Origin of the sequence: Bradyrhizobium sp. 41S5, from assembly GCF_011516665.3 — a bacterium.
Taxonomy (GTDB): domain Bacteria; phylum Pseudomonadota; class Alphaproteobacteria; order Rhizobiales; family Xanthobacteraceae; genus Bradyrhizobium; species Bradyrhizobium quebecense.
Window position 1 is genome coordinate 4,584,060 of record NZ_CP083721.1, and the last position, 22,146, is coordinate 4,606,205.

Below are 22,146 nucleotides of genomic sequence, written 5' to 3' on the forward strand. Positions count from 1 at the left end.
TGCGCTCCTCATTTGAACGCGATCTTCATGCCCGCGACAAACGCCCGCGGCGATCCGGCATAGATCGAGCCGGTGGTGTTCGCCAGTATGCTCGCGGGATTTTGAACGCCCGCCGCCGTCACCGAGTTGGCGATATTGTTCGCGGAGGCGATGTAGGTTCGGTCGAACACATTCCGCACCTCGAGATACAGATTCAGCGACTTGAAGTAGTCGGAGATCAGAGCTGTCGTGTAGTGAACGTTGAGATTGACCAGCTCGTAACCCGGCGCCCGCAGCAGATTGGCGTTGTCCATGTAGAAGCCATCCTTCCACTGGACTTCGACGAAGCCGCCGAGCCCCTGCAGCGGGCCTGACGGCTGGTCATAGCCAAGCCGTGCCGTCAGCTCGTTCGGCGAGATGCCGGGGATCTTGTTCCCGGCCCGATTGAATTTGAAGTTGCTGATGCTTTCCGTGTAGTCGGTATATACCTCGTCCAGATAGGTGTAGGCCGCCGTGAACTGCCATCCCCGATAGAAGGCCCATTGAGCGGCAAGTTCAACGCCGCGATGTTCCGAGCGCGGTGCGTTGAACGTGTATGTAAATCCCGCCACCTGCGTCGCCTGCGAAACAAGTTCATTGTTGAAGAATTCGTAGAAGGCGGTGGCGCTGACCTTCACGCTCTTGTTGGGCGACCAATCAGCGCCGAGATCGTAGCCGAGGTTGGTCTGGGTCTTGAGCGACGTGTTGTTGCCCGGTGCCCCACTCGGCAGAACGAACAGATTGCTGACCTGCGGCGTGCCGTAGCCGGTCGCCGCGCGAGCACGTAGCTGCCATTCGTTGTCCGGCTTGTAGATCAGCGCGAACTCCGGCGCGGTGTTGGTGAACACAGGGGCCGCTTGTGTCACGGTCGCTCCCACGATCGCGGGATTGTTGGGGACCGGATAGGACAGCGTAGTGTTGACACCGTTCAGCGTGGTCGTTTCCCAACCGACCCCAGCGATCGCCGTCACCGAGGGAATCAGCTTGATTTCTTCCCGCGCCCGGACGCCATAATTGGTTGTCGATTGATACAGACTGCTCTGTGGCAATCCGAGTGTCGCATTGCCCGCGGACGAAACGTTCCAGGTCGTACCGGTCGTCGTGAGGGTGTTGTACCAACCCCCGACCATCGTAGTCGAATCCATTCCGAACAATTCGCCGCGCTTGGTCAAATCGCTCATGAAGTTGTACGACGGATAGTCACCGAGCGCGCTAGTCGATCCCGTCGGCTGATTGATGTTCCGGTCGTCGAAGACGAATTGGTTGCGCCACGTAGTCGTGTTGTCGAAATCGTGTTCCCAGCGGCCCCCAATGATCGTCCGGCGGTCATCTCGGCCGAGGCCAGCTTGAAGCGCAGTCTCGGTGGATTTGGTTCCGTTGAAGCCGTTGTTGAACAGAGAGACGGTTCCGCATCCCGCCGCGGCCGTAGCGCCGGTGGTGCAGCCCTGCTGGAACGGATTCTGGTAGAACTGATTGAGCGACGAGCGGATCGGCAGGCGCGCCGTCAGATCGTTGTTGATCAGCTTGAACGTGAAACGGTCGTCCGGCGTCATTTGCAGGGTGCCGAGGAAATTGACCGTCTGGGTATTGAACCAGCTGTTGCCGATATAGCCGTCGCCGCGCGCGTCGCTGGCGAACAGCGAGCCTTCGAAATTGCCGACCTTCTTGCCCGCGGCCAGATAGTTGTTGAGATAGCCGAAGCTGCCGCCGTCGACACCGTATTCGACGCCGTCGATGGTGCCGCCCGGCCGGGTCCGGAAATTCAGCGCGCCGCCGGTCGCATAGTTGCCGTAGAGCGCCGATGACGGGCCGCGGACCACGTCGATCGCGCCATAGGCGCGCGGATCGATCAGGTCGCTGCGAGACAGGCCGTCCGGCTGGGTGACCGGAAAGCCGTCGTCGAAGATCACAAGATTCCGGATGCCGAACCCATTGCGTGCATTCGACCCGCGGATCGAGATGCCGAAATCGCGCGGGCCGTTGCCCTGCTTGATCGAGATGCCCGGACTGTCCCGCAACACGTCCGCCACCGAGAAGGCCGGCCGATTCTCGAACTGGCTGCGGTCGATGGTGGTTTGCGTCTGACCGGCGGGCGCCTGGTTCAGGCTGTCCCGCGCCGCGCTGGGCGTAATGCGCTGCGCACGGCCGGCCGCCGCCACGGCCAAGGGCGCCAGCGGCCTTGCGGGCCGCCGGGCGGCAACCGCGCGCGGCTTCGGCTTAGACCTTGCCGGTTTCGCTCGCGCGGCCTGCGGCGCATCGACCGTGACGGACGGCAGGGTCGTCTGGGCCTCTGCCCAGTTTGTAAGCATGGAAAGCCCGAAGCCCAGCGTGAGTGCACTGGCCCCGGCCCGCGGATGAAATCGAAACATGGATGAATCCTGACGCCGGCTCTGCGGCCGGCTTGCTCCAAGGCACTCGCCGGCGCGCGACACGCACCGGCAGCGAGAACGTCGTCAGGAAAAAAGCGGCGGCGCGCGGGCTTGCGCGGAGTGGCGCGCCGGCGAACGGTCGAATTCGCCGGCGAAATCGAGCCAGGCGATGCGGGTTGAAGGCCGCTCGACGGCGTGAGTCGTAATCTCCGGATGATCAACGGGCGCACCGGTCTGCAGCACGCTGCATGCCGAGCAACAGCCGTCATGGGTATCATGACCGGTCTGGTCGCCCTGCCCGCCTCCGGAGCCGGCATTGCCATGGCAGATGGTGGCGGCCGTGAGTGGATCGGACGCGGCAAGGCTCGCCGCCCAGCAGGCCCCGATCGGTGCGAAAATCTGCACCAGCAGGGCAACCAGGACTATGGGCAGAAAAATCTTCAGCCGCCGGCGCATCGCAAATCCCATCCGGGACGGAACTAACCACCACAGCCGTCGGAAGTCGAGATCATCGACATCCCTCGTTTCTTCCGACTGACGGAAATTGCCGGGCGTGACACTTGCGTCACGGCCACTCCACAGGCCTTCGTATCCCCTTACCCCGTCACGTGTTTTCAGACCACTTTCGCAACCATCGGTGGCACCATCCCAATCATTTCGCAAATTGCTCGAAATTTGAACAATCGTTGCCGAAAATGATGACAAGGCTGGAAAGATAGTCTACCAATTCGGGCTCAGGCCAGCCGCGAGGTGTGTCCTGGTGGTCCAAGTCTCGGGAGGAGCCCGACGCGCACAAGCAGCGTCACCCCATCAATCAAGATCAAACCGAATTTTTGGGGCAAATAGGGTCGACACAATTTTTGGAGCAGGGCTTGGAGCCCTGCTCTTTTTTTATGTGATGATCGCAAAGCGCTATGACTCCATCATCGAATCCGATCGAACGCAGTTTTGAACTCGCAGCAGCGGCTTGCGATGATCTGACGCCATTGGTGTACCAACGCTTGTTTCGCGAGCATCCCGAGGCGCAGGCGATGTTTCGCACCGAAGGCAGCGAGCCGGTCAAAGGCTCGATGCTGGCGTTGACGATCGAAGCGATCCTCGATTTCGCGGGCGAGCGCCGCGGACATTTTCGCCTGATCGAATCCGAGGTGTTCTCGCACGATGCCTACGGGACGCCGCGCGAATTGTTCGTCGCATTCTTTGCCGTGATCGCGGACTGCTTGCGCGACATTCTCGGTGAGCAATGGTCTGACGAGATCGATGCTGCGTGGCACAAGCTGCTTCGCGACATCGAGGCCATCGTGCTGCAACAGAAACATCTCGTGGACGCGAAGGCGTAGCGTGACCGTTCCGATTGTGACACACTCCCTTTATCCGCGGCGCGTGCAACTGACGCCGACGGTCAGAAAAACGAAGAGGGAGCAAACAATGCCAGGGACCGACAAGGGGATGGACAAGGCGTCGACGACGCGGCGCGACCTTCTGCAATTGGCGGCGGCAGGCGGAGCCGCGGCCGGCCTGTTCGGCGGAATGGGCGTGACGTCCGCGCTCGCAGCCGAAATGGGACGATCGGAAAAGCCACTGAAGGCCGCATTCTCCAACGCCGGACTGCAGGCGACGTGGTGCGCACAGGGCAAGCAGGCCGCCGAGTTCTGGGGCAAGCTCTTCAACGTCGAGGTGACCTGGTTCGATGGCCAGCTCGATGCCGTCAAGCAGCGCGCCGCTATCGACAACATGGCCTCGCAGAAATGGGACTTCGTCGCGATCCAGGCGTTCGGAATCGGCACGCTGACCCAGCCGGTGCAGAAGATGATCGACGCCGGCACCCCCGTGATCGACATGGACACGCTGATTGCGCCGCTCGACCAGATCAACGTCCATTCGTTCCTCGCCCCCGACAACGAGTTCATGGGCGCCTCGGTGACGCAGGCGCTGTGCAACGCCATCGGCGGCAAGGGCAAGGTCATCATGACCCAGGGCGCGCTCGGCCACACCGGCGCGCAGGGCCGCGCCAAGGGCTTCAACTCCGTCGTCAAGCAGTTCCCGAATATCGAGGTGCTGGATACCCAGCCCGCCGACTGGGACGTCTCCAAGACCGCCCGCCTGTGGGAAACCTATCTGACGAAATATCCGCAGATCGACGCCGCCTTCTTCCACAATGACGACATGGCGCTTGCCGCCGCCAACATCATGAAGGCGCACAACCGCACCAACATCCTGATCGGCGGCGTCGACGCCATGCCGCCGGCGATCCAGGCGGTCAGCGAAGGCCGCATGTTCGCAACCGTGCGCAATCCGTCCTGCCGCATCCATGGCGGCGCGATCGTGGCGGGCGTCGCGGCCGTGGTCGGCGGCGAGAAGAGCGGCCAGGGCATTCCCAAGAACGTCGTGACCGACGGTCCCGTCGTGACCAAGGCCAACGCCCCTGGCATGCAATGGATGGAGGATCACTTCCTGATCTGAGCGGTCTCCATGTCGCAGGGACGCTCCCCGATCCTCGAGTTGAACCAGATCACGAAGGCCTTCGGCGGTGTCGAAGCCCTTCGTGGGGTCGACTTTGCGCTGCACGCCGGCGAGATCCACGGTCTCGTCGGCGAGAACGGCGCCGGAAAAAGCACGCTGATGAAGATCATCGCCGGCGTGCATCCGGAATTCTCCGGCCGCTTCGTGCTCGACGGCAAGGAAACCCGCTTCCGCTCCACCCGCGACGCCCACGCCGCCGGCATCGGCATGGTGCATCAGGAACTCAGCGTCGCGCCTGATCTCACCGTCGCCGAGAACGTCTTCCTCGGCAACCAGCCGACCAACAGCCTCGGCTTCGTGCAATGGCGGCGGATGGCGCGCGAGGCCGGCGAGCAGCTCGCCCGGTTCGGCATCGACGTCGATCCGATGACGCGGCTCGGCGACCTGCCGATCGGCCTGCAGCAGCTGATCGAGATCGCCCGCGTGCTGTTTTCCGGCGCGCGCATCATCATCCTCGACGAGCCGACCTCCGCCCTCTCCCCGCCCGAGGTCGAGCGCCTGTTCACGACACTGCACAGGCTCCGCAACGAAGGCACCAGCATCGTCTTCATCTCGCATTTCATCGAGGACATCCTGCGGGTCTCCGACGTGGTGACCGTGTTCCGCAACGGGCGGAAGATCGCCGAGACCGCGTCCGCGGACACCACCAAGGGCGCGCTGATCGAGGCCATGATCGGTCGCGGCGGCGAGGCGCTGGAGCACAGCTACACCGAAGACCTGATGCTCCCGCAACCGGGTGGCGGTTCGACGGTCCTGAAGGTCGATCAGCTTTCGCTCCGCCGTAGCCTGCAGGACGTCTCGTTCGAGGCCCGCGCCGGCGAAGTGCTCGGCATCTACGGCTTCATGGGCTGCGGCCAATTGGAGCTCTCGCGGATTCTGTTCGGCAAGCTGAGACCGGACGGCGGGACGCTCGCGGTCGACGGTTCGGCGAAAACCTTCCGCAGCACCGCGGCGGCGCGACGGGCCGGCGTTGCGCTGGTGCCGGAGAGCCGCCGCGCCATGCTGTTCCACCAGGAGCCGGTCTACAAGAACATCTCGATCAGCATCCTCGACCGGATCTCGGCGCTGCTGCTCAAGCCGGTGCGCGAGCGCGCGATCGCCCAGCGCCAGGTCGAGCAGTTGCAGATCAGGCCGCCGGTGGTCGGCCTCGATCTCGGCATGCTCTCCGGCGGCAACCAGCAGAAGGTGGCGCTGGCGAAATGGCTGACCTACCCGCCGCGCCTCCTGGTGCTGTGCGAGCCGACCCGCGGCATGGATGTCGGCGCCAAGAACGACGTGATCAACATCGTGCGCGACCTCCGCGCCAAGGGACTGGCGATCATCGTGCTGTCGACCGAGCCGGAGACGGTGCTGTCGCTGGCCGACCGGATCCTGGTGCTGAAGCGCGGTGCGGTGGTGCGCGAATTCGCCGGCGAAGCGGTCAGCAAGGATCGGCTGCTCGAGGCGGCCTAATGGAGTAGCATGATGGCAAGCAGTGACAGCGCGACGAGCCCGGCCGATCACCAGCGGCCGCGCGGGCTGGCGCCGTTCCTGCGCTCGCAGATGCGCAACATCGCGCCGTTCCTGACGCTGATCTTCCTCAGCGCCTTCTTCGCGATCGCAAGCCCGTCCTTTGCGACCATCGACAATGTCGGCAACATCCTGACCCAGGTATCGGTCACCGGCATCATCGCGGTCGGCCTCACCTTCGTGATCCTGTGTGCCGAGATCGACCTGTCGATTGCCAGCATCGCCAACGTCACCGGCATTGCCGTGGCCTATTTCACGTTGCAGGAATCCTACGTCAACATCGCCAACATCCCGATGCCGGGCTTTGCCGCGATCCTGCTGGCGCTGGCGCTGTGCGCGCTGCTCGGCCTGGTCAACGCGCTGGGCCTGACCGTGATCGGCATCCCGTCCTTCATCATGACGCTTGCCATGATGCAGATCGCGGCTGGCGTCTCGGCGCTGCTGGTCCGCGGCCAGATTGCCTACAAGGTGCCGCCGCTGATCACGACGCTCGGCTCGGGCTCGATCGGCGGCATCCCCTGGATCGTGATCGTCGCCGCGGTGATGCTGCTCGGCGGCCATCTGGTGCTGACCTACACGCGGTTCGGCCGCTACGTCTACATGGTCGGCGGCAACCGCGAGGCCGCCGAATTTGCCGGCCTCAACGTCAAGCTCATCCTCGGCAGCGTGATGGTGATCTCGGCGGTGTGCTCGGGGATCGGCGGCATGCTCGGCGTCGCGCATTTCGGCAGCGCGCAACAGAACGAATTCGATACTTACCTCCTGGATTCGATCGCGGCCGTGGTGGTCGGCGGCACCAGCCTGTTCGGCGGCCGCGGCGGCATCGGCAACACCATCGTCGGCCTGTTCGTGCTCGGCGTGCTGAACAACGGCCTCGACCACGTCAACATCGACAGCTTCCTGAAGATCCTGATCCGCGGCCTGATCCTGCTCGTGGCGCTGATCATCAACGTCTACGCGCAGCGGCTGCGGGAACAGACGGCGGAGTGAGCTTGTTGAGGCCAGCTCAGATGGTGATGGAGGCGCTCGTCCTCTCCAGTTGTCGATATCGTGGCAGATCCACCGCTGTCGTCCTGGCGAAAGCCAGGACCCATACTCCGCAGCAGGAGTTGTGAATGGGATTCGTCGTTCCAGCGTCGCACAAAACGATCATTTGGGGTAATGGGTCCTGGCTTTCGCCAGGACGACGATGAGTATGGGGAGGCAGCTTCGCGTTCTCGCGGCAGCGCAGCGTAACCCGCCAATGTCGCTCCGAACGCCGCTCATCGACTGGTGATGGATCGGCGGCGGGTTACGCCTTCGGCTAACCCACCCTACCATTCCGCGCGTCCAACTACCTGGCAAAATCCGGCTGCCAGTGACGCAGCTCGCGCGCGGCGTAGGTAACGGTGCCGATCGTCGTGTAGGACGCCGCCTCCAGCATCATGTTGCGCGCCAGCTTCAGGGCCCGTGCCTCGCAGGTCGCGCGCTGCTTCTCGTCCGCGATCAATTCGAAATCAATGTTGTGCGCGAGGCCAAGGATGCGCCGGATGGTCTTGGCCGCGGCAAAGCCGACCGTGTCCTGGAACAGCCGCGCCATGTAGGCATCCCGTTCCGCCTCCAGCCGCGCCGCCCCGGCCTCGCCGGTGAACAGCGACACCGGATAGCCGTCGCCCCTTGCCTCGTTGCGCCACAGCGCGAGAAATTTTCGCGAGAATTCGGTCCAGACGCCCTCGATGGTTTCCAATAGCCACGCCTCGAATGACGCGCGCTCGCCCGGCGTGCGCTCATGGCCGGCGGAGGCCAGATAGGCCATCAGGAGATTGCCGATCACGGCGCCGATGTCGAAGCCCATCGGGCCATAGAAGGCGAACTCAGGATCGATCACCTTGGTCTCGCCGTCGGTCACCATGATCGAGCCGGTGTGGAGGTCGCCGTGCAGCAACGCCTCGGGGCTCGCCATGAATTTCAGCTTGAGCCTGGAGATCGCGACATGCAGGTCGAGATCCTCGCGGAACGCCGCCGCCGTCGCGTCGAGATATGGCGCGGTCCAGCGGTTCTGCTCGGCGATGCGATAGGGGTCGGTGAAGATCAGGTCCTCGGTGATCTTGCAGAGCGCGTGGTTGCCGGCGAAATCCGCGATCCCCTGTTTCTTCTCCGCGGCCGACAGCGCCAGATCGGACGTAAAGAACAGCGTCTGCGCCAGGAAGGTCGAGATATCCTCGACAAAGCGCGGATAACGCGTGGCGCCGATCAGGCCCTTGCGCATGATGATGTGCGGCTCGAGCAATTGCATCGCGGTGAGCGCAAGTGGCGCGTCATGATGCAGCACCGCCGGCACGAGCTTCGACGCCAGCCGCGCCTGATGCACCAGCGCCAGATGTTCATAATGCGCCCGCGACAGCGGCAGCGGCCAGCTCTCGCCAACCAACCGGACGTAAGGCAGCGCTTGCTTGACAGCGATGCCGCCGGTGCTGCCCTTGACGATGAAGACGAGGTTGAGATTGCCGTCACCGACCTCGCTGATCGACCAGTCGGCCGGCGCCCCGCCAAGCTGCGTGACGATGGCCGGAAGGCTCGCGAGATACTCGCGCAGATCGGCTTCCCGCAGGATTCGATAGGCGCTCTGCCCGGAGCCTGGTTGGGCCTGCAGGTTCATCGTGGTCGCCTCCTCCGCATCGCCAGGGTGAGGTTGATCCTCACTCCATTGGCACCAATTCTGACCGCTTGATCGGTGTCTAGAACGGCATCCCCATCAGTCTCGACAGCCGTTCGACCGAGAGATAGCCGGCGTAATAGGCCCACATCCCGATCGCGAAGATCACGGCCGAGAGCAGCGTGGTCCACAGCAGCTTGCGGCCCATCCGCGCCAGGATCGGCGCGCCGGGATCGGTGCCGGGCGCGCCGACGCCGTCCTCATGCTGGCTGCGAATGCCGAACGGCAGCGTCAAGAACAGCACGAGCCACCAAAGGACGAAGTAGATCGCAAGCCCGGTGGAGATCTGGTACGCCATGTGGGCTCAGGCCTGTTCGATCTCGACCAAGGCGCCGGAAAAGTCCTTGGGGTGGAAGAACAGCACCGGCTTGCCGTGCGCGCCGATCTTCGGCTGGCCGTCGCCCAGCACCCGCGCGCCCTCGGCGATCATGCGGTCGCGGGCCGCGATGATGTCGGGCACGTCGTAGCAGACATGGTGGATGCCGCCATCGGCATTGCGTTCGACGAACTTCGCGATCGGCGAGGCCTCGCCGAGCGGCTCGATGAACTCGATCTTGGTGTTGGGCAGCGTCACGAACACGGTGATGACGCCGTGCTCCGGCAGCGGCACCGCGTCGGAAATCTCGGCATTGAAGGCCGTGCCGTATATCTTGGCGGCCTGCTTGGCGTCCTTGACCGCGATGGCGACGTGATTGAGGCGGCCCAGCATTTCTCTCTCCCTTCGTCGTTGCGCACGCCTTAAAGGCGTGTGTCAGACTGTCAGAACGTGCACGACGCAGATCGGCTTCTTGCCCCACTGCTCGTTTAGCGCGGCCCGCACCGCCCGGCGCACAGATTCCCCGAGTGCGTCCGGATCGCGGCGCCGTGGCCGCGGCAGGCCCTCGATCGTCGATACCACGACATCGAACACGATGTCGTCGAACAATTCGCCCGCGGCATTTTTCTCCGGCATGCCGACGAGATCAACCTCGGGATCGTCGACCATCTCGCCCTGCGCGGTCATGGCGATGGCGACGAAGGCGCAGCCGGCAAAACCCATCCGCCGACGCTCGACCACGGCGCGCGACTTGGAATCCTCAAGAATGGTTCCGTCCTTGTAGAGCCGTCCCGACGGCACTTCGCCGACGACGCCGGGATCGCCGGGCCCGAGCTTGACGAGGTCGCCGTTGCGGCAGGTCAGGACTTTTGGGACACCGGCGGCGCGCGCCAGCTTCGCGTGCTCGGCGAGATGCAGCGCCTCGCCATGCACGGGGATCAGGAGCTGCGGTCGCACCCAGGAGATCATGTCGCGCAGCTCGTCGCGGCGCGGATGGCCGGAGACATGCACCAGATGCTCGCGGTCGGTGATGATTTCGACGCCCTGCGTCACCAAGCCGTTGATGATGCCGCCGACCGCCTTCTCATTGCCGGGAATGGTGCGGGAGGAGAAGATCACGGTGTCGCCCCTGTTCAGGGTCACCTGCGGGTGGTCGTTATTGGCGATCCGGGCCAAAGCGGCGCGGGGTTCGCCCTGGCTGCCGGTGCACAGCGCCAGCACCTTGTCGGGTGGGAAATGGCCGTAATAGTCGGTGCTGCGGAATTTGTGCGAGCTGTCGAGATAGCCGCATTCGCGCGCGACCTGCACCACGCGCTCCATGGCGCGGCCGACCACGACGACCTCGCGATCGGCAGCGTTCGCGGCGTCCGCCACCGCCCTCACGCGGGCGACATTGGAGGCGAAGGTGGTGACTGCGACCCGGCCCTTGGCTGCCTTGACGAGCTTCTTGATGGTGGCGGCAACCTCGGTCTCCGAGGGCGAGCGCCCGTCACGCACCGCGTTGGTGGAATCGCCGACCAGCGCCAGCACGCCTTCGTCACCGAGCTCGCGCAGCCGCCGCTCGTCGGTCGGCAGGCCGATGATCGGGGTCGGATCGATCTTCCAGTCGCCGGTGTGCAGCACGGTGCCGACATCCGTCTTGATCGCGAGCGCATGCGATTCCGGAATCGAATGCGCGACCGGAATGAACTCGACATTGAACGGGCCGATGTCGACCCGCCCGCCCGACGGGATCACGGTGATCGGTATCTTCGGCGGATTGCGCTCGGCGGCGCATTTGGCCTCGAACAGCGCCGCGCTGAACTGCGTCGCGTAGATCTTGCAGCCGAGCTTCGGCCAGAGATCGATGATCGCGCCGAAATGGTCCTCATGGGCGTGCGTCAGCACCAGGCCCATCAGATTGTTGCGCTCCTTCTCCAGGAAGCGGACATCCGGCATGATCAGGTCGATGCCCGGCAGATGCTCCTCGTCGCCAAAGGAGACGCCGAGATCGACCGCGAGGAACGAGCGCTGGTGGCGGTTGCCGAGCCCATAGATCGACAAATTCATGCCGATCTCGCCGACGCCGCCGAGCGGTGCAAAGGTAAGCTCGTCAGGTCGCGCCATCAGGGGGCCCTCACTGTGGCTGCGGTGCCGAAATAGACCTCGCCGGCCGTTACGGGCAAGCGCTGCCCGGCCGCGGTTCGGACGATCAGGCAGCCGGTGTCGTCGATGGTGTCAAAGGTGCCTTCGAGGGTCATCGTGCCGGTCTGGACCGCGACCTTTTCGCCGAGGCCGGCTGCGCGCTCCAGCCACAGACTGCGGATCTCCGGAAAGCCGCGGCCATCGTCCCAGATGCCGCGAAACTCGACCCAAGCATCCGACAACGCCACAAACAGCTCTTCCGCACCGATCTGGATGCCGAGCGCAGCGAGCGATACCGCAGGCGTCGGCGTGCCCTCGGGCGCCGCAATGACGTTGGTGCCGATGCCGACGACGACTGCAAGCCGGTCGCCGACCGCCTCGGCCTCCAGCAGGATGCCCGAGAGCTTCTTGCCGTTGGCCAGCACGTCGTTCGGCCATTTCAGGGTGAATTTCGGGCTGTCCGGCCCGAGCCGCAGCGCCGCCTCGATGCCGACCTTCCGCAACGCGGCTTCGAGCGACAGCCCAGCGGCAAAGCCGAGCGTCGCCGCAACCGCCGGCTGAACGTCGGTCACCTCGAGAATGCTGCTGGCGAGATTGCCGCGCGGTGCCACCCAGACCCGCTGACGGCGTCCGCGGCCGGCGGTCTGCTCCGGCGTCACGAACCACATCGGCCTGCGCTCGCCATCGCGCGCGCGCAGCATCGCCTCGGCGTTGGTCGAGCCGATCTGGTCGAAGGCGGCGAGCTTATAGCCCGCCGCAATGGCCCGGGGTCCGAGCGTGAAGGTCATGTCAAGGTTATGCGCATGATCCGGTCCGAAAGCCAGCCTCCGTGTCCGGAATCATGCGCGTCAGGGCCGCGTGACGCGGCCTTGAATTGTCTTTTCGACGCGTTTTCTTCACGCGAACCGGTGTCCACTTCGCTCGCAAACGCTTTAGAACAGCGACTTCGCCGCCGCCGTTGCCACGCTCACCAGCGGTCCCGGATAGGCGAAGAAGAAGATATTGAAGATGCCTGCGACCGCCAGCACGGTGCGCAGCTCGACCCGGACCGGATCGAGCTTGCCGAGCGGCTGGTCGAAATACATCACCTTGACGATCGAGAGATAATAGAACGCGCCCACCACGCTGGTCAGCACGCCGATCACCGCGAGCGTGAACAGGTTGGCCTTGATCGCGGCGACGAACACGTACCATTTGCCGAAGAAGCCGGCGAGCGGCGGCACGCCGGCCAGCGAGAACAGCAGCATCGCGAAAACGAAGGCGATCAGCGGGTTGGTGCGGGACAGGCCGGCGAAATCGCTGATCTGCTCCAGCGCCCGGCCGTTCCGCTTCATGGCAAGGATGATCGAGAAGGTGCCGAGCGTCATCGCCACATAGATCGCGATGTAGATCAAGACGCCCTGCGCGCCCTCGACCGTGCCGGAGGCAAGGCCGACCAGCGCAAAGCCCATATGGCCGATCGACGAATAGGCCATCAGCCGCTTGATGTTGGACTGGCCGATCGCGGCGAACGAGCCCAGCGCCATCGAGGCGATCGCCACGAACACCAGGATCTGCTGCCACTGGGTGACGATGCCCGGAAACGCGGTCAGCGTCGCACGGGTGAACACGGCGAGCGCAGCGACCTTCGGGGCCGAGGCGAAGAACGCCGTCACCGGCGTCGGTGCGCCCTCATAGACGTCGGGCGTCCACATGTGGAACGGCACCGCCGAGACCTTGAAGCAGAGGCCGGCGAGCAGGAACACCAGGCCGAACACGATGCCGATGCTGCCGGTGGTCGCGGCCGCCGCGATGCCGGCGAAGCTGACGGTGCCGGTGAAGCCGTAGATCAGCGAGGCGCCGTAGAGCAGCATGCCCGAGGACAGCGCGCCGAGCACGAAATACTTCAGGCCGGCCTCGCTCGACTTGGCATTGTCGCGCTGGCTGGCGGCGACGACGTAGAGCGCAAGGCTCATCAGCTCGAGGCCGAGATAGAGCGAAATCAGGTCGCCGGCCGAGATCAGCACCATCATGCCGAGCGTCGACAGCAGCACCAGGATCGAGAACTCGAAATTGCGGGTCGACGGCTGGGACAGGTACTCGGTCGACAGGATCAGCGTTGCCGCCGAGGCGATCAAGGCGAGGATCTTCAGGAAGCGGGCGAAATCGTCGACGATGAAGCTGCCGCCGAAGGTGACGAGCTTGCCGGCCGGCAGCCAGAGCTCCAGCACGCCGGTCAGGACCAGGAGACACACCGCGAGCGTGGTGATCAGCCGGGTCGTGCCCTGCCCGCGATAGGCTCCGATCATCAACAGCACCATGGCGCCGACCGCGAGCACCAGCTCCGGCAGCACCGGCTGCAACTGATAACCTGCACTGGAAAAGCTCATGGCGGCGGCCTTACTGCGTAACCAGCGCGGCTGCCTTCACGGCAGTCACGGCGGTGTTGTAATTGTTGACGAGCTGCTGCACCGAGGCGGCCGACATGTCGAGCACCGGCTTCGGATAGACGCCGAACAGGATGGTCAGCGCGATCAGCGGGAACAGCGTCACGCATTCGCGGAAGGTCAGATCCTTGATCGACATCAGCGACGGCTTGACCAGCGCGCCGAACACCACCTTGCGGTAGAGCCAGAGCGCGTAGCAGGCCGACAGGATCACGCCCGTGGTGGCGAAGAACGCCGTCGGCAGCGAGATCTTGAAGGTGCCGAGCAAGGTCATGAACTCGCCGACGAATCCGCTCGTGCCGGGCAGACCGACATTGGCCATGGTGAAGACCATGAAGGTCATCGCATAGAGCGGCATCCGGTTGACGAGGCCGCCATAGGCAGCGATCTCGCGGGTGTGCATGCGGTCGTAGACAATGCCGACGCAGAGGAACAACGCGCCGGAGACGATGCCGTGCGAGATCATCTGGAACATGCCGCCGGCGACACCCTGCGTGGTCACCGCGAAGATGCCCATGGTGACGAAGCCCATATGCGCAACGGACGAGTACGCGATCAGCTTCTTCATGTCCTCCTGCATCATCGCCACCAGCGAGGTGTAGATGATGGCGATGACGGAGAGCGTGAACACGAACGGCGCGAAGTCGTGCGAGGCCAGCGGGAACATCGGCAGCGAGAAGCGCAGGAAGCCGTAGCCGCCCATCTTCAGCAGGATCGCGGCCAGGATCACCGAGCCAGCCGTCGGCGCCTCGACGTGCGCATCAGGCAGCCAGGTGTGCACCGGCCACATCGGCATCTTCACCGCGAACGAGGCGAAGAAGGCGAGCCACGCCCAGGTCTGCATCGAGCGCGGAACCGCGGTGTGCATCAGGGTCGGGATGTCGGTGGTGCCGGCGTTCCAGTACAGCGCCATGATGGCGAGCAGCATCAGGACCGAGCCGAGGAACGTGTAGAGGAAGAACTTGAACGATGCGTAGACCCGGCGCGGGCCGCCCCAGACGCCGATGATCAGGAACATCGGGATCAGGCCGCCCTCGAAGAACAGATAGAACAGCACGAGGTCGAGCGCCGAGAAGGTGCCGACCATCAGCGTTTCCAGGATCAGGAACGCCATCATGTATTCGCTGACGCGCTGCGTCACTGACTTCCAGCTCGCGATGATGCAGAGCGGCATGATCGCGGTGGTCAGGATGATCAGCGGCAGCGAGATGCCGTCGATGCCCATGTGATAGGTGATGCCGGTGGCGAGCCAGGACGTCTTCTCGACGAACTGGAAGTCCGTCTGCGAGGGATCGAAACGCGCCACCAGGATCAGCGACACCGCGAAGGTGATCAGCGTGGTCCACAGCGCGATCCAGCGCGCCGTGCGGCTCGCGGTCTCGTCGCCGCCCCGCGCCAAGAGATAGACCAGGATCGCGCCGACCGCCGGCAGGAAGGTCGTGACGGAAAGGATGGGCCAGGTTGTCATTTACTGGCCTCCCAAGCCGAACATGAACCAGGTGATCAATCCGGCGGCCCCGATCAGCATCGCGAAGGCGTAGTGATAAAGGTAGCCGGTCTGCAGTTTCACGACGTTGCGGGTGACGTCGAGCACGCGGGCCGAGACGCCGTCCGGACCGAAGCCGTCGATGACGAAGCCATCGCCCTTCTTCCACAGCGTATAGCCGAGCCACTTCGCCGGGCGCACGAAGATCCAGTCGTACAGCTCGTCGAAGTACCATTTGTTGAGCAGGAACTGGTACAGCATCGGCTGCTGGTTCGCGAGCTCGACCGGCAGATACGGCCTGCGGATGTAGAACAGGTACGAGATGAACAGGCCGAGTGCCATCATCACGGTGGGCAGCGGCGCGAGCCAGCTCGGCATGTGCTCCATGTCCTCGAGGATGTGCGGGTTCATCTTGATGGACTCGCGGAAGAACTCCTCGACGCCGTGCGGGCTGGCGAACACTTCCTTGAACGGCAGGCCCGCGAGGATCGAGCCGGCGGCGAGCACGCCGATCGGCACCAGCATCCACACCGGGCTCTCATGCGCCGCCTCGTAGTGCTTCTGGTCGTGCGGCTCGCCGAAGAAGGTCTTGAAGATCAGACGCCAGGAGTAGAACGAAGTCAGGCCGGCGGCCACGATGGTCAAGAGATAGGCGTAGGTCGCGAACGGGTTATGCGCCGCGTAGGCCGCCTCGATGATCGCGTCCTTGGAGAAGTAGCCGGCAAACAGCGGGAAGCCGGTCAGCGCCAGCGTGCCGATGCACATCACCGCAAACGTGTACGGGATCTTGCGCCACAGGCCGCCCATGTTGCGGATGTCCTGCTCGTGGTGCATCGCGTAGATCACCGAGCCTGACCCTAAGAACAGCAGCGCCTTGAAGAAGGCGTGCGTGAACAGATGGAACATGCCGACCGAATAGGCCCCTGCTCCCATCGCCACGAACATGTAGCCGAGCTGCGAACAGGTCGAGTACGCGACGATGCGCTTGATGTCGTTCTGCACGAGGCCGATCGTGGCCGCGAAGAACGCCGTGGTCGCGCCGAAGAACATCACCACCGCCTGCGCGGTCGGTGACAGCTCGAACAGCGGCGACAGCCGCGCCACCATGAAGACGCCGGCGGTAACCATGGTCGCGGCATGGATCAGCGCCGACACCGGGGTCGGGCCTTCCATCGCGTCCGGCAACCAGGTGTGCAGCAGGAACTGGGCGGACTTGCCCATCGCGCCCATGAACAGGAAGAGACAGGTCAAGGTCAGCGCGTCAGGGTGCCAACCGAAGAAGTCGATGGTCTTGCCGGTCAGTCCCGGCGCGGCATGGAAGATTGTTTCGAAATCGGTCGAGCCGACAAGCGCGAAGATCGCGAAGATGCCGAGCGCGAAGCCGAAGTCGCCGACGCGGTTGACCACAAACGCCTTGATCGCCGCCGCATTCGCCGACGGCTTCTGGTACCAGAACCCGATCAGGAGGTAGCTTGCCAGGCCAACGCCCTCCCAGCCGAAGAACAGCTGCACGAGGTTGTCCGACGTCACCAGCATCAGCATCGCGAAGGTGAACAGCGAGAGATAGCCGAAGAAGCGCGGCCGGTTCGGGTCCTCGTCCATGTAGCCGATGGAATAGAGGTGGACCAGCGCGGACACGGTGTTGACCACGACCAGCATCACCGCCGTCAGGGTGTCGACCCGCAGTGTCCAGGCCACCTGCAGGTCACCCGAGGTGATCCAGGGCAGCAGCACGACGCGCGCGTCATGATGCATGAAGCCGACATCGACCAGCGTGAACCAGGACAGCGCTGCCGAGACGAACAGCAAGCCAGTGGTAATCAGCTCGGCCAGCCGCGATCCGGCCGCCGCCGGCTCCGCGACGTGGTGGTCATCGTGACCATGGTCGTCATGGCTGTGATCATCGTGCGCCGCCGAGGCATGGGCGTCGCCACGCGCATCGTCGTGATGGTCGACGGTGTCGCCGCTCGGGCAGCGCGCATGCGCGCCGACCAGCGAGATGATCCCCGCGAGAATGGCTCCCAGCAGAGGCAGAAATACGATTGCCTGTATCATCGCCGGATTAGCCCTTCATCAGATTGACGTCTTCAACCGCGATCGAACCGCGGTTGCGGAAATACACCACCAGCACGGCGAGGCCGATCGCGGCCTCGGCGGCGGCCACCGTCAGCACCAGCAGCGCGAACACCTGGCCGACGATGTCGCCAAGGAAGGTCGAGAACGCCACCAGGTTGATGTTGACCGAGAGCAGGATCAGCTCGATCGACATCAGGATGACGATGATGTTCTTGCGGTTCAGGAAGATGCCGAGAATCCCGAGCGTGAACAGGATCGCGCCGACTGCCAGATAGTGCCCCAGCCCGATCGTCATTTCACCCACTCCGCCGCATCGGCATCCTGCAGGCCCTGCCCCGACGCCACCTTGCGCATCGCCATCGCCATGTCGGGCGTGCGCGCGTTCTGCACGTTGATGTTCTGCCGCTTGACGTTCGCCTTGTGGCGCAGCGTCAACACGATGGCGCCGATCATCGCCACCAGCAGCACCATGCCGGCGAGCTGGAAGTAATAGATGTACTTCGTGTAGAGCACGAGGCCGAGCGCCTCGGTGTTGCTGACATTGGTCGGGATCGCCGCCGTGATCGTCTTGGTCACGGAGGGGTTGATCACCCAGGCGCCGACCACCAGCAGCAGCTCGAACAGGAAGATGCCGCCGATCACGATGCCGACCGGCAGGTACTGCATGAAGCCCTCGCGCAGTTCGACGAAGTCGACGTCGAGCATCATGATCACGAACAGAAACAGCACCGCGACCGCGCCAACATACACCACGATCAGCATCATCCCGAGGAATTCGGCGCCCATCAGGATGAACAGGCCCGAGGCGTTGACGAACGCCAGGATCAGGAACAGCACGGAGTGCACGGGATTGCGCGAGACAATCACCATGACCGCCGAGGCCACGCAGGCCGCGGCAAACAGATAGAAGAACAGCGCCGGAAGGATCATGTCCTCACCTCACCGGTACGGCGCGTCGAGCGCGATCGACTTCGCAATCTCACGCTCCCAGCGGTCGCCATTGGCGAGCAGCTTCGCCTTGTCATAGTAGAGTTCCTCGCGGGTCTCGGTCGCGAATTCGAAATTCGGTCCCTCGACGATGGCGTCCACCGGGCATGCCTCCTGGCACAGGCCGCAATAGATGCATTTCACCATGTCGATGTCGTAACGCACCGTGCGGCGGGTGCCGTCGTTGCGGCGCGGGCCGGCCTCGATCGTGATCGCCTGCGCCGGACAGATCGCCTCGCACAGCTTGCAGGCGATGCAGCGTTCTTCGCCGTTCGGATAGCGGCGCAGCGCGTGCTCGCCGCGGAAGCGCGGCGAGATCGGCCCCTTCTCGAAGGGATAATTCAGCGTCGGCTTCGGCTTGAAGAAATAGCGCATGGCGAGGACGAACGCCGAGACGAATTCCGAGAGCAGAAGCGAGCGGGCTGTTGCGTTGACGTTGACACTCATGACGACCTCACTTCGGCGCGATGCCGGCGAACTGCAGCACACCGGCCACGATCACCACCATCGCCAGCGACAGCGGCAGGAACACCTTCCAGCCGAGCCGCATCAGTTGATCGTAGCGGTAGCGCGGCACGATCGCCTTCGCCATCGCGAACATGAAGAACATGAAGAACACCTTGAGGGCGAACCAGACGATGCCCGGAATCCAGGTGAACGGCGGCAGGTTGACCGGCGGCAGCCAGCCGCCCAGGAACAGGATCGACGCCAGCGCGCACATCGTGGTGATCGCGACATACTCGCCGAGCATGAACAGGAGATACGGGGTCGAGCCGTATTCGGTCATGAAGCCGGCGACCAGTTCCGATTCCGCTTCGACCAGGTCGAACGGCGGACGGTTGGTCTCAGCCAGCGCCGAGACGTAGAACACCACGAACATCGGGAACAGCGGCCACACATACCAGTTCAGGATGGTGAGCTGCGGCAGGCCGATCAGATGCGCGAGCCCGCGGCTGTTCTGCGCCTCGACCACCGCCGACAGGTTCAGCGAACCGACGCAGAGCAAGACGGTGATGATGACGAAGCCGATCGAGACCTCGTAGGACACCATCTGCGCCGCCGAGCGCAGCGCGGCCAGGAACGGGTACTTCGAGTTCGACGACCAGCCGGCCATGATGATGCCGTAGATCGACAAGGACGAGATCGCGAATATGTAGAGAATGCCGACATTGATGTCGGAGATCACCCAGCCGAGGTTGAACGGGATCACGGCCCAGGCGGCCAGCGCCAGGATGCACGAAACCAGCGGCGCCAGCAGGAACACGCCTTTGTTGGAGCCGGACGGAATCACCGGCTCCTTCAGCACGAATTTCAAGAGGTCGGCGAAGGATTGCAGCAATCCGAACGGGCCGACTACGTTGGGGCCGCGGCGGATCTGCACCGCCGCCCAGATCTTGCGGTCGGCGAGCAGGATGTAGGCGATCGCGATCAGCAGCACGACGAGCAGCAACAGGCTCTCCGCGACCATGATGATCAGCGGCCAGAGGAAGCCGGTCCAGAACGCGCTTGCGAAGAATTCAGCCATCAGGTCACGCTTACTCCGCTGCCGTCAGCATTCGGCCCGACGCCAGCCGCGAGCATTCCGCCATCACGGCAGAGGCCCGCGCGATCGGGTTGGTCAGATAGAAATCTTCGACGGTAGGCTTGAATGCCGCCTTGTCGACGCTGCCGCCCTTGCCGGCCAACGCCTTGACGTCGGAGGCTGTGCCGGCCTCGATCTGATCGAGCCGCATTAGATGCGGAGTGGTCTTGAACATCGCCTGGCGCAGCGCCTGCAGCGAGTCGAACGGCAGCTTCTTGCCGAGCACGTCGGACAGCGCGCGGATGATCGCCCAGTCCTCGCGGGCTTCACCCGGCGGGAACGCGGCGCGGTTGGCGATCTGCGCCCGGCCCTCGGTGTTGACGTAGATGCCCGACTTCTCGGTATAGGCGGCGCCCGGCAGGATGACGTCGGCGCGGTGCGCGCCCTGGTCGCCATGGGTGCCGATATAGACCACGAAGGTGCCGTCCGGCGCCTTGATCTCATCAGCACCGAGCAGGAACAGTACGTCGAGCGTGCCGAAGGTCGTCATCTGCGCCGTGGTCAGGCCGCCGGCCGAGGGCGAGAAGCCGATATCGAGCGCGCCGGCGCGCGAGGCGGTGTCCTGCAGCACGGCAAAGCCGTTCCAGCCGTCCTTCAGCGCACCGACATCGACGGCGAGCTTGGCCGCCTGCGCCAGCACCGCCGCGCCGTCATGCCTGGTGTAGGCGCCGGCGCCGACCAGGATGATCGGGTTCTTGGCGTTCTTCAGCACGTAGGCAAAGGAGTGCTTGCCGGCCACGAGGTCCGCGAGCGTGTCGGTGCCCGCACCGAGATAGTCATGCTCATAGGTGAAATCGGCCTTGGCGCCGATCATGCCGACCTTGAGCCCGCCGGTGCGCCAGCGCTTGCGGATCCGCGCGTTCAGCACCGCCGCTTCCTTGCGCGGATGCGAGCCGACGATCAGGATCGCGTCGGCTTGGTCGATGCCGGCAATGGTCGGGTTGAAGATATAGGAGCCGCGGCCGGCCTTGGCGTCGAAAGCGTCGCCGCCCTGCACTGCCAGATTGACCGAGCCGAACTTCGCGAGCAGCTCCTTCAGCGCATACATTTCATCGACCGCGGCGAGATCGCCCGCGATCGCGCCGATCCGCTTGCCGTCGGTCCGGCCGGCCTTGGCGGCGATGACAGCAAAGGCTTCCTGCCAGGTTGCCGGCTTGAGCTGGCCGTTCTCGCGCACATACGGACGGTCGAGGCGCTGCGTGCGCAGGCCGTCGACGACGTGGCGGGTCTTGTCGGAGATCCACTCCTCGTTCACCGCCTCATTGATGCGCGGCAGGATGCGCATCACCTCGCGGCCGCGGGTGTCGACGCGGATCGCCGAGCCGACGCCGTCCATGACGTCGACCGACTGCGTCTTGCCGAGTTCCCAAGGGCGCGCCGCGAAGGCATACGGCTTCGAGGTCAGCGCACCGACCGGGCAGATATCGACGAGATTGCCCTGCAGCTCCGAGCTCAGCGCCTGCTCGAGATAGGTGGTGATCTCCATGTCCTCGCCGCGCCCGGTCGCGCCCATTTCCGGCGCGCCGCAGACTTCGGCGGAGAAGCGGACGCAGCGCGTGCACTGGATGCAGCGGTTCATCGAGGTCTTGACCAGCGCGCCGAGATACTTGTCCTCGACCGCGCGCTTGTTCTCGGCGAAACGGCTGGTGTCGACGCCGTAGCCCATCGCCTGGTCCTGCAGATCGCACTCGCCGCCCTGGTCGCAGATCGGGCAGTCCAGCGGATGGTTGATCAGCAGGAATTCCATCACGCCTTCGCGCGCCTTCTTGACCATCGGCGAACGGGTCGAGATCTCCGGCGGCTCACCCTTCGGGCCCGGACGGCAGTCGCGCACGGCCCAGGCGCAGCTCGCGACCGGCTTCGGGCCGCCCTTCACCTCGACCAGGCACATCCGGCAATTGCCGGCGATCGACAGCCGCTCGTGATAGCAGAAGCGCGGAATCTCGGCACCGGCCTCCTCGCACGCCTGCAACAGCGTGTACTCCGGCGGCACATCGATCTCTTTGCCATCGACGATGATCTTGCTCATGTCTCT

General features: G+C 64.3%; 19 protein-coding genes. 4 read left to right on the top strand and 15 right to left on the bottom strand.

The genetic code is table 11. The annotated features are described in order from the left end of the window. Positions 1-8 precede the first annotated feature (8 nt). Both HAP47_RS21965 and HAP47_RS21970 read right to left on the bottom strand, forming a co-directional pair. Positions 9-2,387: a TonB-dependent receptor family protein gene (locus tag HAP47_RS21965; RefSeq protein WP_173642798.1), complete on the bottom strand. Its 2,379-nt coding sequence runs from the start codon at positions 2,385-2,387 to the stop codon at positions 9-11. Between the two features lie 84 nt (positions 2,388-2,471). Further along, the gene (locus HAP47_RS21970; protein ID WP_231168335.1) at positions 2,472-3,092 is read right to left on the bottom strand and encodes a DUF2946 domain-containing protein; all 621 of its coding nucleotides are present in this window, start codon (positions 3,090-3,092) and stop codon (positions 2,472-2,474) included. Positions 3,093-3,301: 209 nt separating this feature from the next. On the opposite strand from HAP47_RS21970, the gene HAP47_RS21975 reads away from it, so the two are divergent. The 4 genes from HAP47_RS21975 (at position 3,302) to HAP47_RS21990 (ending at position 7,409) form a co-directional block, all read left to right on the top strand. After that, positions 3,302-3,727: a globin gene (locus HAP47_RS21975; RefSeq protein ID WP_092114625.1), complete on the top strand. Its 426-nt coding sequence runs from the start codon at positions 3,302-3,304 to the stop codon at positions 3,725-3,727. Between the two features lie 88 nt (positions 3,728-3,815). Next, positions 3,816-4,850, top strand: coding sequence for a sugar ABC transporter substrate-binding protein (locus HAP47_RS21980; protein ID WP_173642797.1), 1,035 nt, complete (start codon positions 3,816-3,818; stop codon positions 4,848-4,850). Positions 4,851-4,859: 9 nt separating this feature from the next. Beyond that, on the top strand, positions 4,860-6,362 hold the full coding sequence (locus tag HAP47_RS21985; protein ID WP_173642796.1) for a sugar ABC transporter ATP-binding protein: 1,503 nt from the start codon (positions 4,860-4,862) through the stop codon (positions 6,360-6,362). A 12-nt stretch (positions 6,363-6,374) separates the two neighbouring features. Further along, complete coding sequence (locus HAP47_RS21990) at positions 6,375-7,409, top strand: ABC transporter permease (protein ID WP_173642795.1); 1,035 nt, start codon at positions 6,375-6,377, stop codon at positions 7,407-7,409. A 343-nt stretch (positions 7,410-7,752) separates the two neighbouring features. Here the strand turns inward: HAP47_RS21990 and mtnK are convergent, their stop codons facing one another. The 13 genes from mtnK to nuoG form a co-directional block, all read right to left on the bottom strand. Further along, complete coding sequence (gene mtnK, locus HAP47_RS21995; RefSeq protein WP_173642794.1) at positions 7,753-9,057, bottom strand: S-methyl-5-thioribose kinase; 1,305 nt, start codon at positions 9,055-9,057, stop codon at positions 7,753-7,755. A 79-nt stretch (positions 9,058-9,136) separates the two neighbouring features. Beyond that, positions 9,137-9,412 (bottom strand): DUF1467 family protein, encoded by a 276-nt coding sequence (locus HAP47_RS22000; RefSeq protein WP_173642793.1) that lies wholly within the window; start codon positions 9,410-9,412, stop codon positions 9,137-9,139. A 6-nt stretch (positions 9,413-9,418) separates the two neighbouring features. Next, positions 9,419-9,823: a methylmalonyl-CoA epimerase gene (gene mce / locus HAP47_RS22005; protein WP_016841811.1), complete on the bottom strand. Its 405-nt coding sequence runs from the start codon at positions 9,821-9,823 to the stop codon at positions 9,419-9,421. A gap of 42 nt (positions 9,824-9,865) precedes the next feature. Beyond that, a complete protein-coding gene (locus tag HAP47_RS22010; RefSeq protein ID WP_173642792.1) occupies positions 9,866-11,536 on the bottom strand; it encodes a ribonuclease J in 1,671 nt (556 codons plus the stop codon). Further along, positions 11,536-12,342, bottom strand: coding sequence for a biotin--[acetyl-CoA-carboxylase] ligase (locus HAP47_RS22015; RefSeq protein WP_173642791.1), 807 nt, complete (start codon positions 12,340-12,342; stop codon positions 11,536-11,538). Before HAP47_RS22015 ends, HAP47_RS22010 begins: the two co-directional genes overlap by 1 nt. Before the next feature lie 144 nt (positions 12,343-12,486). After that, positions 12,487-13,923 (bottom strand): NADH-quinone oxidoreductase subunit NuoN, encoded by a 1,437-nt coding sequence (gene nuoN, locus HAP47_RS22020; RefSeq protein ID WP_173642790.1) that lies wholly within the window; start codon positions 13,921-13,923, stop codon positions 12,487-12,489. A 10-nt stretch (positions 13,924-13,933) separates the two neighbouring features. Next, the gene (locus HAP47_RS22025) at positions 13,934-15,448 is read right to left on the bottom strand and encodes an NADH-quinone oxidoreductase subunit M (protein ID WP_173642789.1); all 1,515 of its coding nucleotides are present in this window, start codon (positions 15,446-15,448) and stop codon (positions 13,934-13,936) included. Continuing rightward, a complete protein-coding gene (gene nuoL, locus HAP47_RS22030) occupies positions 15,449-17,521 on the bottom strand; it encodes an NADH-quinone oxidoreductase subunit L (protein WP_173642788.1) in 2,073 nt (690 codons plus the stop codon). A 7-nt stretch (positions 17,522-17,528) separates the two neighbouring features. Next, on the bottom strand, positions 17,529-17,837 hold the full coding sequence (gene nuoK, locus HAP47_RS22035) for an NADH-quinone oxidoreductase subunit NuoK (protein WP_027537255.1): 309 nt from the start codon (positions 17,835-17,837) through the stop codon (positions 17,529-17,531). Next, a complete protein-coding gene (locus tag HAP47_RS22040; RefSeq protein WP_173642787.1) occupies positions 17,834-18,472 on the bottom strand; it encodes an NADH-quinone oxidoreductase subunit J in 639 nt (212 codons plus the stop codon). The genes nuoK and HAP47_RS22040 overlap by 4 nt, the downstream gene beginning before the upstream one ends. A 9-nt stretch (positions 18,473-18,481) precedes the next feature. Then, the gene (gene nuoI / locus HAP47_RS22045) at positions 18,482-18,976 is read right to left on the bottom strand and encodes an NADH-quinone oxidoreductase subunit NuoI (protein WP_097673576.1); all 495 of its coding nucleotides are present in this window, start codon (positions 18,974-18,976) and stop codon (positions 18,482-18,484) included. A gap of 7 nt (positions 18,977-18,983) precedes the next feature. Beyond that, the gene (gene nuoH, locus HAP47_RS22050) at positions 18,984-20,054 is read right to left on the bottom strand and encodes an NADH-quinone oxidoreductase subunit NuoH (RefSeq protein WP_173642786.1); all 1,071 of its coding nucleotides are present in this window, start codon (positions 20,052-20,054) and stop codon (positions 18,984-18,986) included. Between the two features lie 10 nt (positions 20,055-20,064). Then, on the bottom strand, positions 20,065-22,140 hold the full coding sequence (nuoG, locus tag HAP47_RS22055) for an NADH-quinone oxidoreductase subunit NuoG (protein ID WP_173642785.1): 2,076 nt from the start codon (positions 22,138-22,140) through the stop codon (positions 20,065-20,067). Positions 22,141-22,146: the final 6 nt, after the last annotated feature.

What these genes read in the sequence shown, in the direction of transcription:
- HAP47_RS21965 (WP_173642798.1), bottom strand. Translation starts at nt 2,387, where the DNA reads ATGTTTCGATTTCATCCGCGGGCCGGGGCCAGTGCACTCACGCTGGGC.
- HAP47_RS21975 (WP_092114625.1), top strand. Translation starts at nt 3,302, where the DNA reads ATGACTCCATCATCGAATCCGATCGAACGCAGTTTTGAACTCGCAGCA.
- HAP47_RS21980 (WP_173642797.1), top strand. Translation starts at nt 3,816, where the DNA reads ATGCCAGGGACCGACAAGGGGATGGACAAGGCGTCGACGACGCGGCGC.
- HAP47_RS21985 (WP_173642796.1), top strand. Translation starts at nt 4,860, where the DNA reads ATGTCGCAGGGACGCTCCCCGATCCTCGAGTTGAACCAGATCACGAAG.
- HAP47_RS21990 (WP_173642795.1), top strand. Translation starts at nt 6,375, where the DNA reads ATGGCAAGCAGTGACAGCGCGACGAGCCCGGCCGATCACCAGCGGCCG.
- mtnK (WP_173642794.1), bottom strand. Translation starts at nt 9,057, where the DNA reads ATGAACCTGCAGGCCCAACCAGGCTCCGGGCAGAGCGCCTATCGAATC.
- HAP47_RS22000 (WP_173642793.1), bottom strand. Translation starts at nt 9,412, where the DNA reads ATGGCGTACCAGATCTCCACCGGGCTTGCGATCTACTTCGTCCTTTGG.
- mce (WP_016841811.1), bottom strand. Translation starts at nt 9,823, where the DNA reads ATGCTGGGCCGCCTCAATCACGTCGCCATCGCGGTCAAGGACGCCAAG.
- HAP47_RS22010 (WP_173642792.1), bottom strand. Translation starts at nt 11,536, where the DNA reads ATGGCGCGACCTGACGAGCTTACCTTTGCACCGCTCGGCGGCGTCGGC.
- HAP47_RS22015 (WP_173642791.1), bottom strand. Translation starts at nt 12,342, where the DNA reads ATGACCTTCACGCTCGGACCCCGGGCCATTGCGGCGGGCTATAAGCTC.
- nuoN (WP_173642790.1), bottom strand. Translation starts at nt 13,923, where the DNA reads ATGAGCTTTTCCAGTGCAGGTTATCAGTTGCAGCCGGTGCTGCCGGAG.
- HAP47_RS22025 (WP_173642789.1), bottom strand. Translation starts at nt 15,448, where the DNA reads ATGACAACCTGGCCCATCCTTTCCGTCACGACCTTCCTGCCGGCGGTC.
- nuoL (WP_173642788.1), bottom strand. Translation starts at nt 17,521, where the DNA reads ATGATACAGGCAATCGTATTTCTGCCTCTGCTGGGAGCCATTCTCGCG.
- nuoK (WP_027537255.1), bottom strand. Translation starts at nt 17,837, where the DNA reads ATGACGATCGGGCTGGGGCACTATCTGGCAGTCGGCGCGATCCTGTTC.
- HAP47_RS22040 (WP_173642787.1), bottom strand. Translation starts at nt 18,472, where the DNA reads ATGATCCTTCCGGCGCTGTTCTTCTATCTGTTTGCCGCGGCCTGCGTG.
- nuoI (WP_097673576.1), bottom strand. Translation starts at nt 18,976, where the DNA reads ATGAGTGTCAACGTCAACGCAACAGCCCGCTCGCTTCTGCTCTCGGAA.
- nuoH (WP_173642786.1), bottom strand. Translation starts at nt 20,054, where the DNA reads ATGGCTGAATTCTTCGCAAGCGCGTTCTGGACCGGCTTCCTCTGGCCG.
- nuoG (WP_173642785.1), bottom strand. Translation starts at nt 22,140, where the DNA reads ATGAGCAAGATCATCGTCGATGGCAAAGAGATCGATGTGCCGCCGGAG.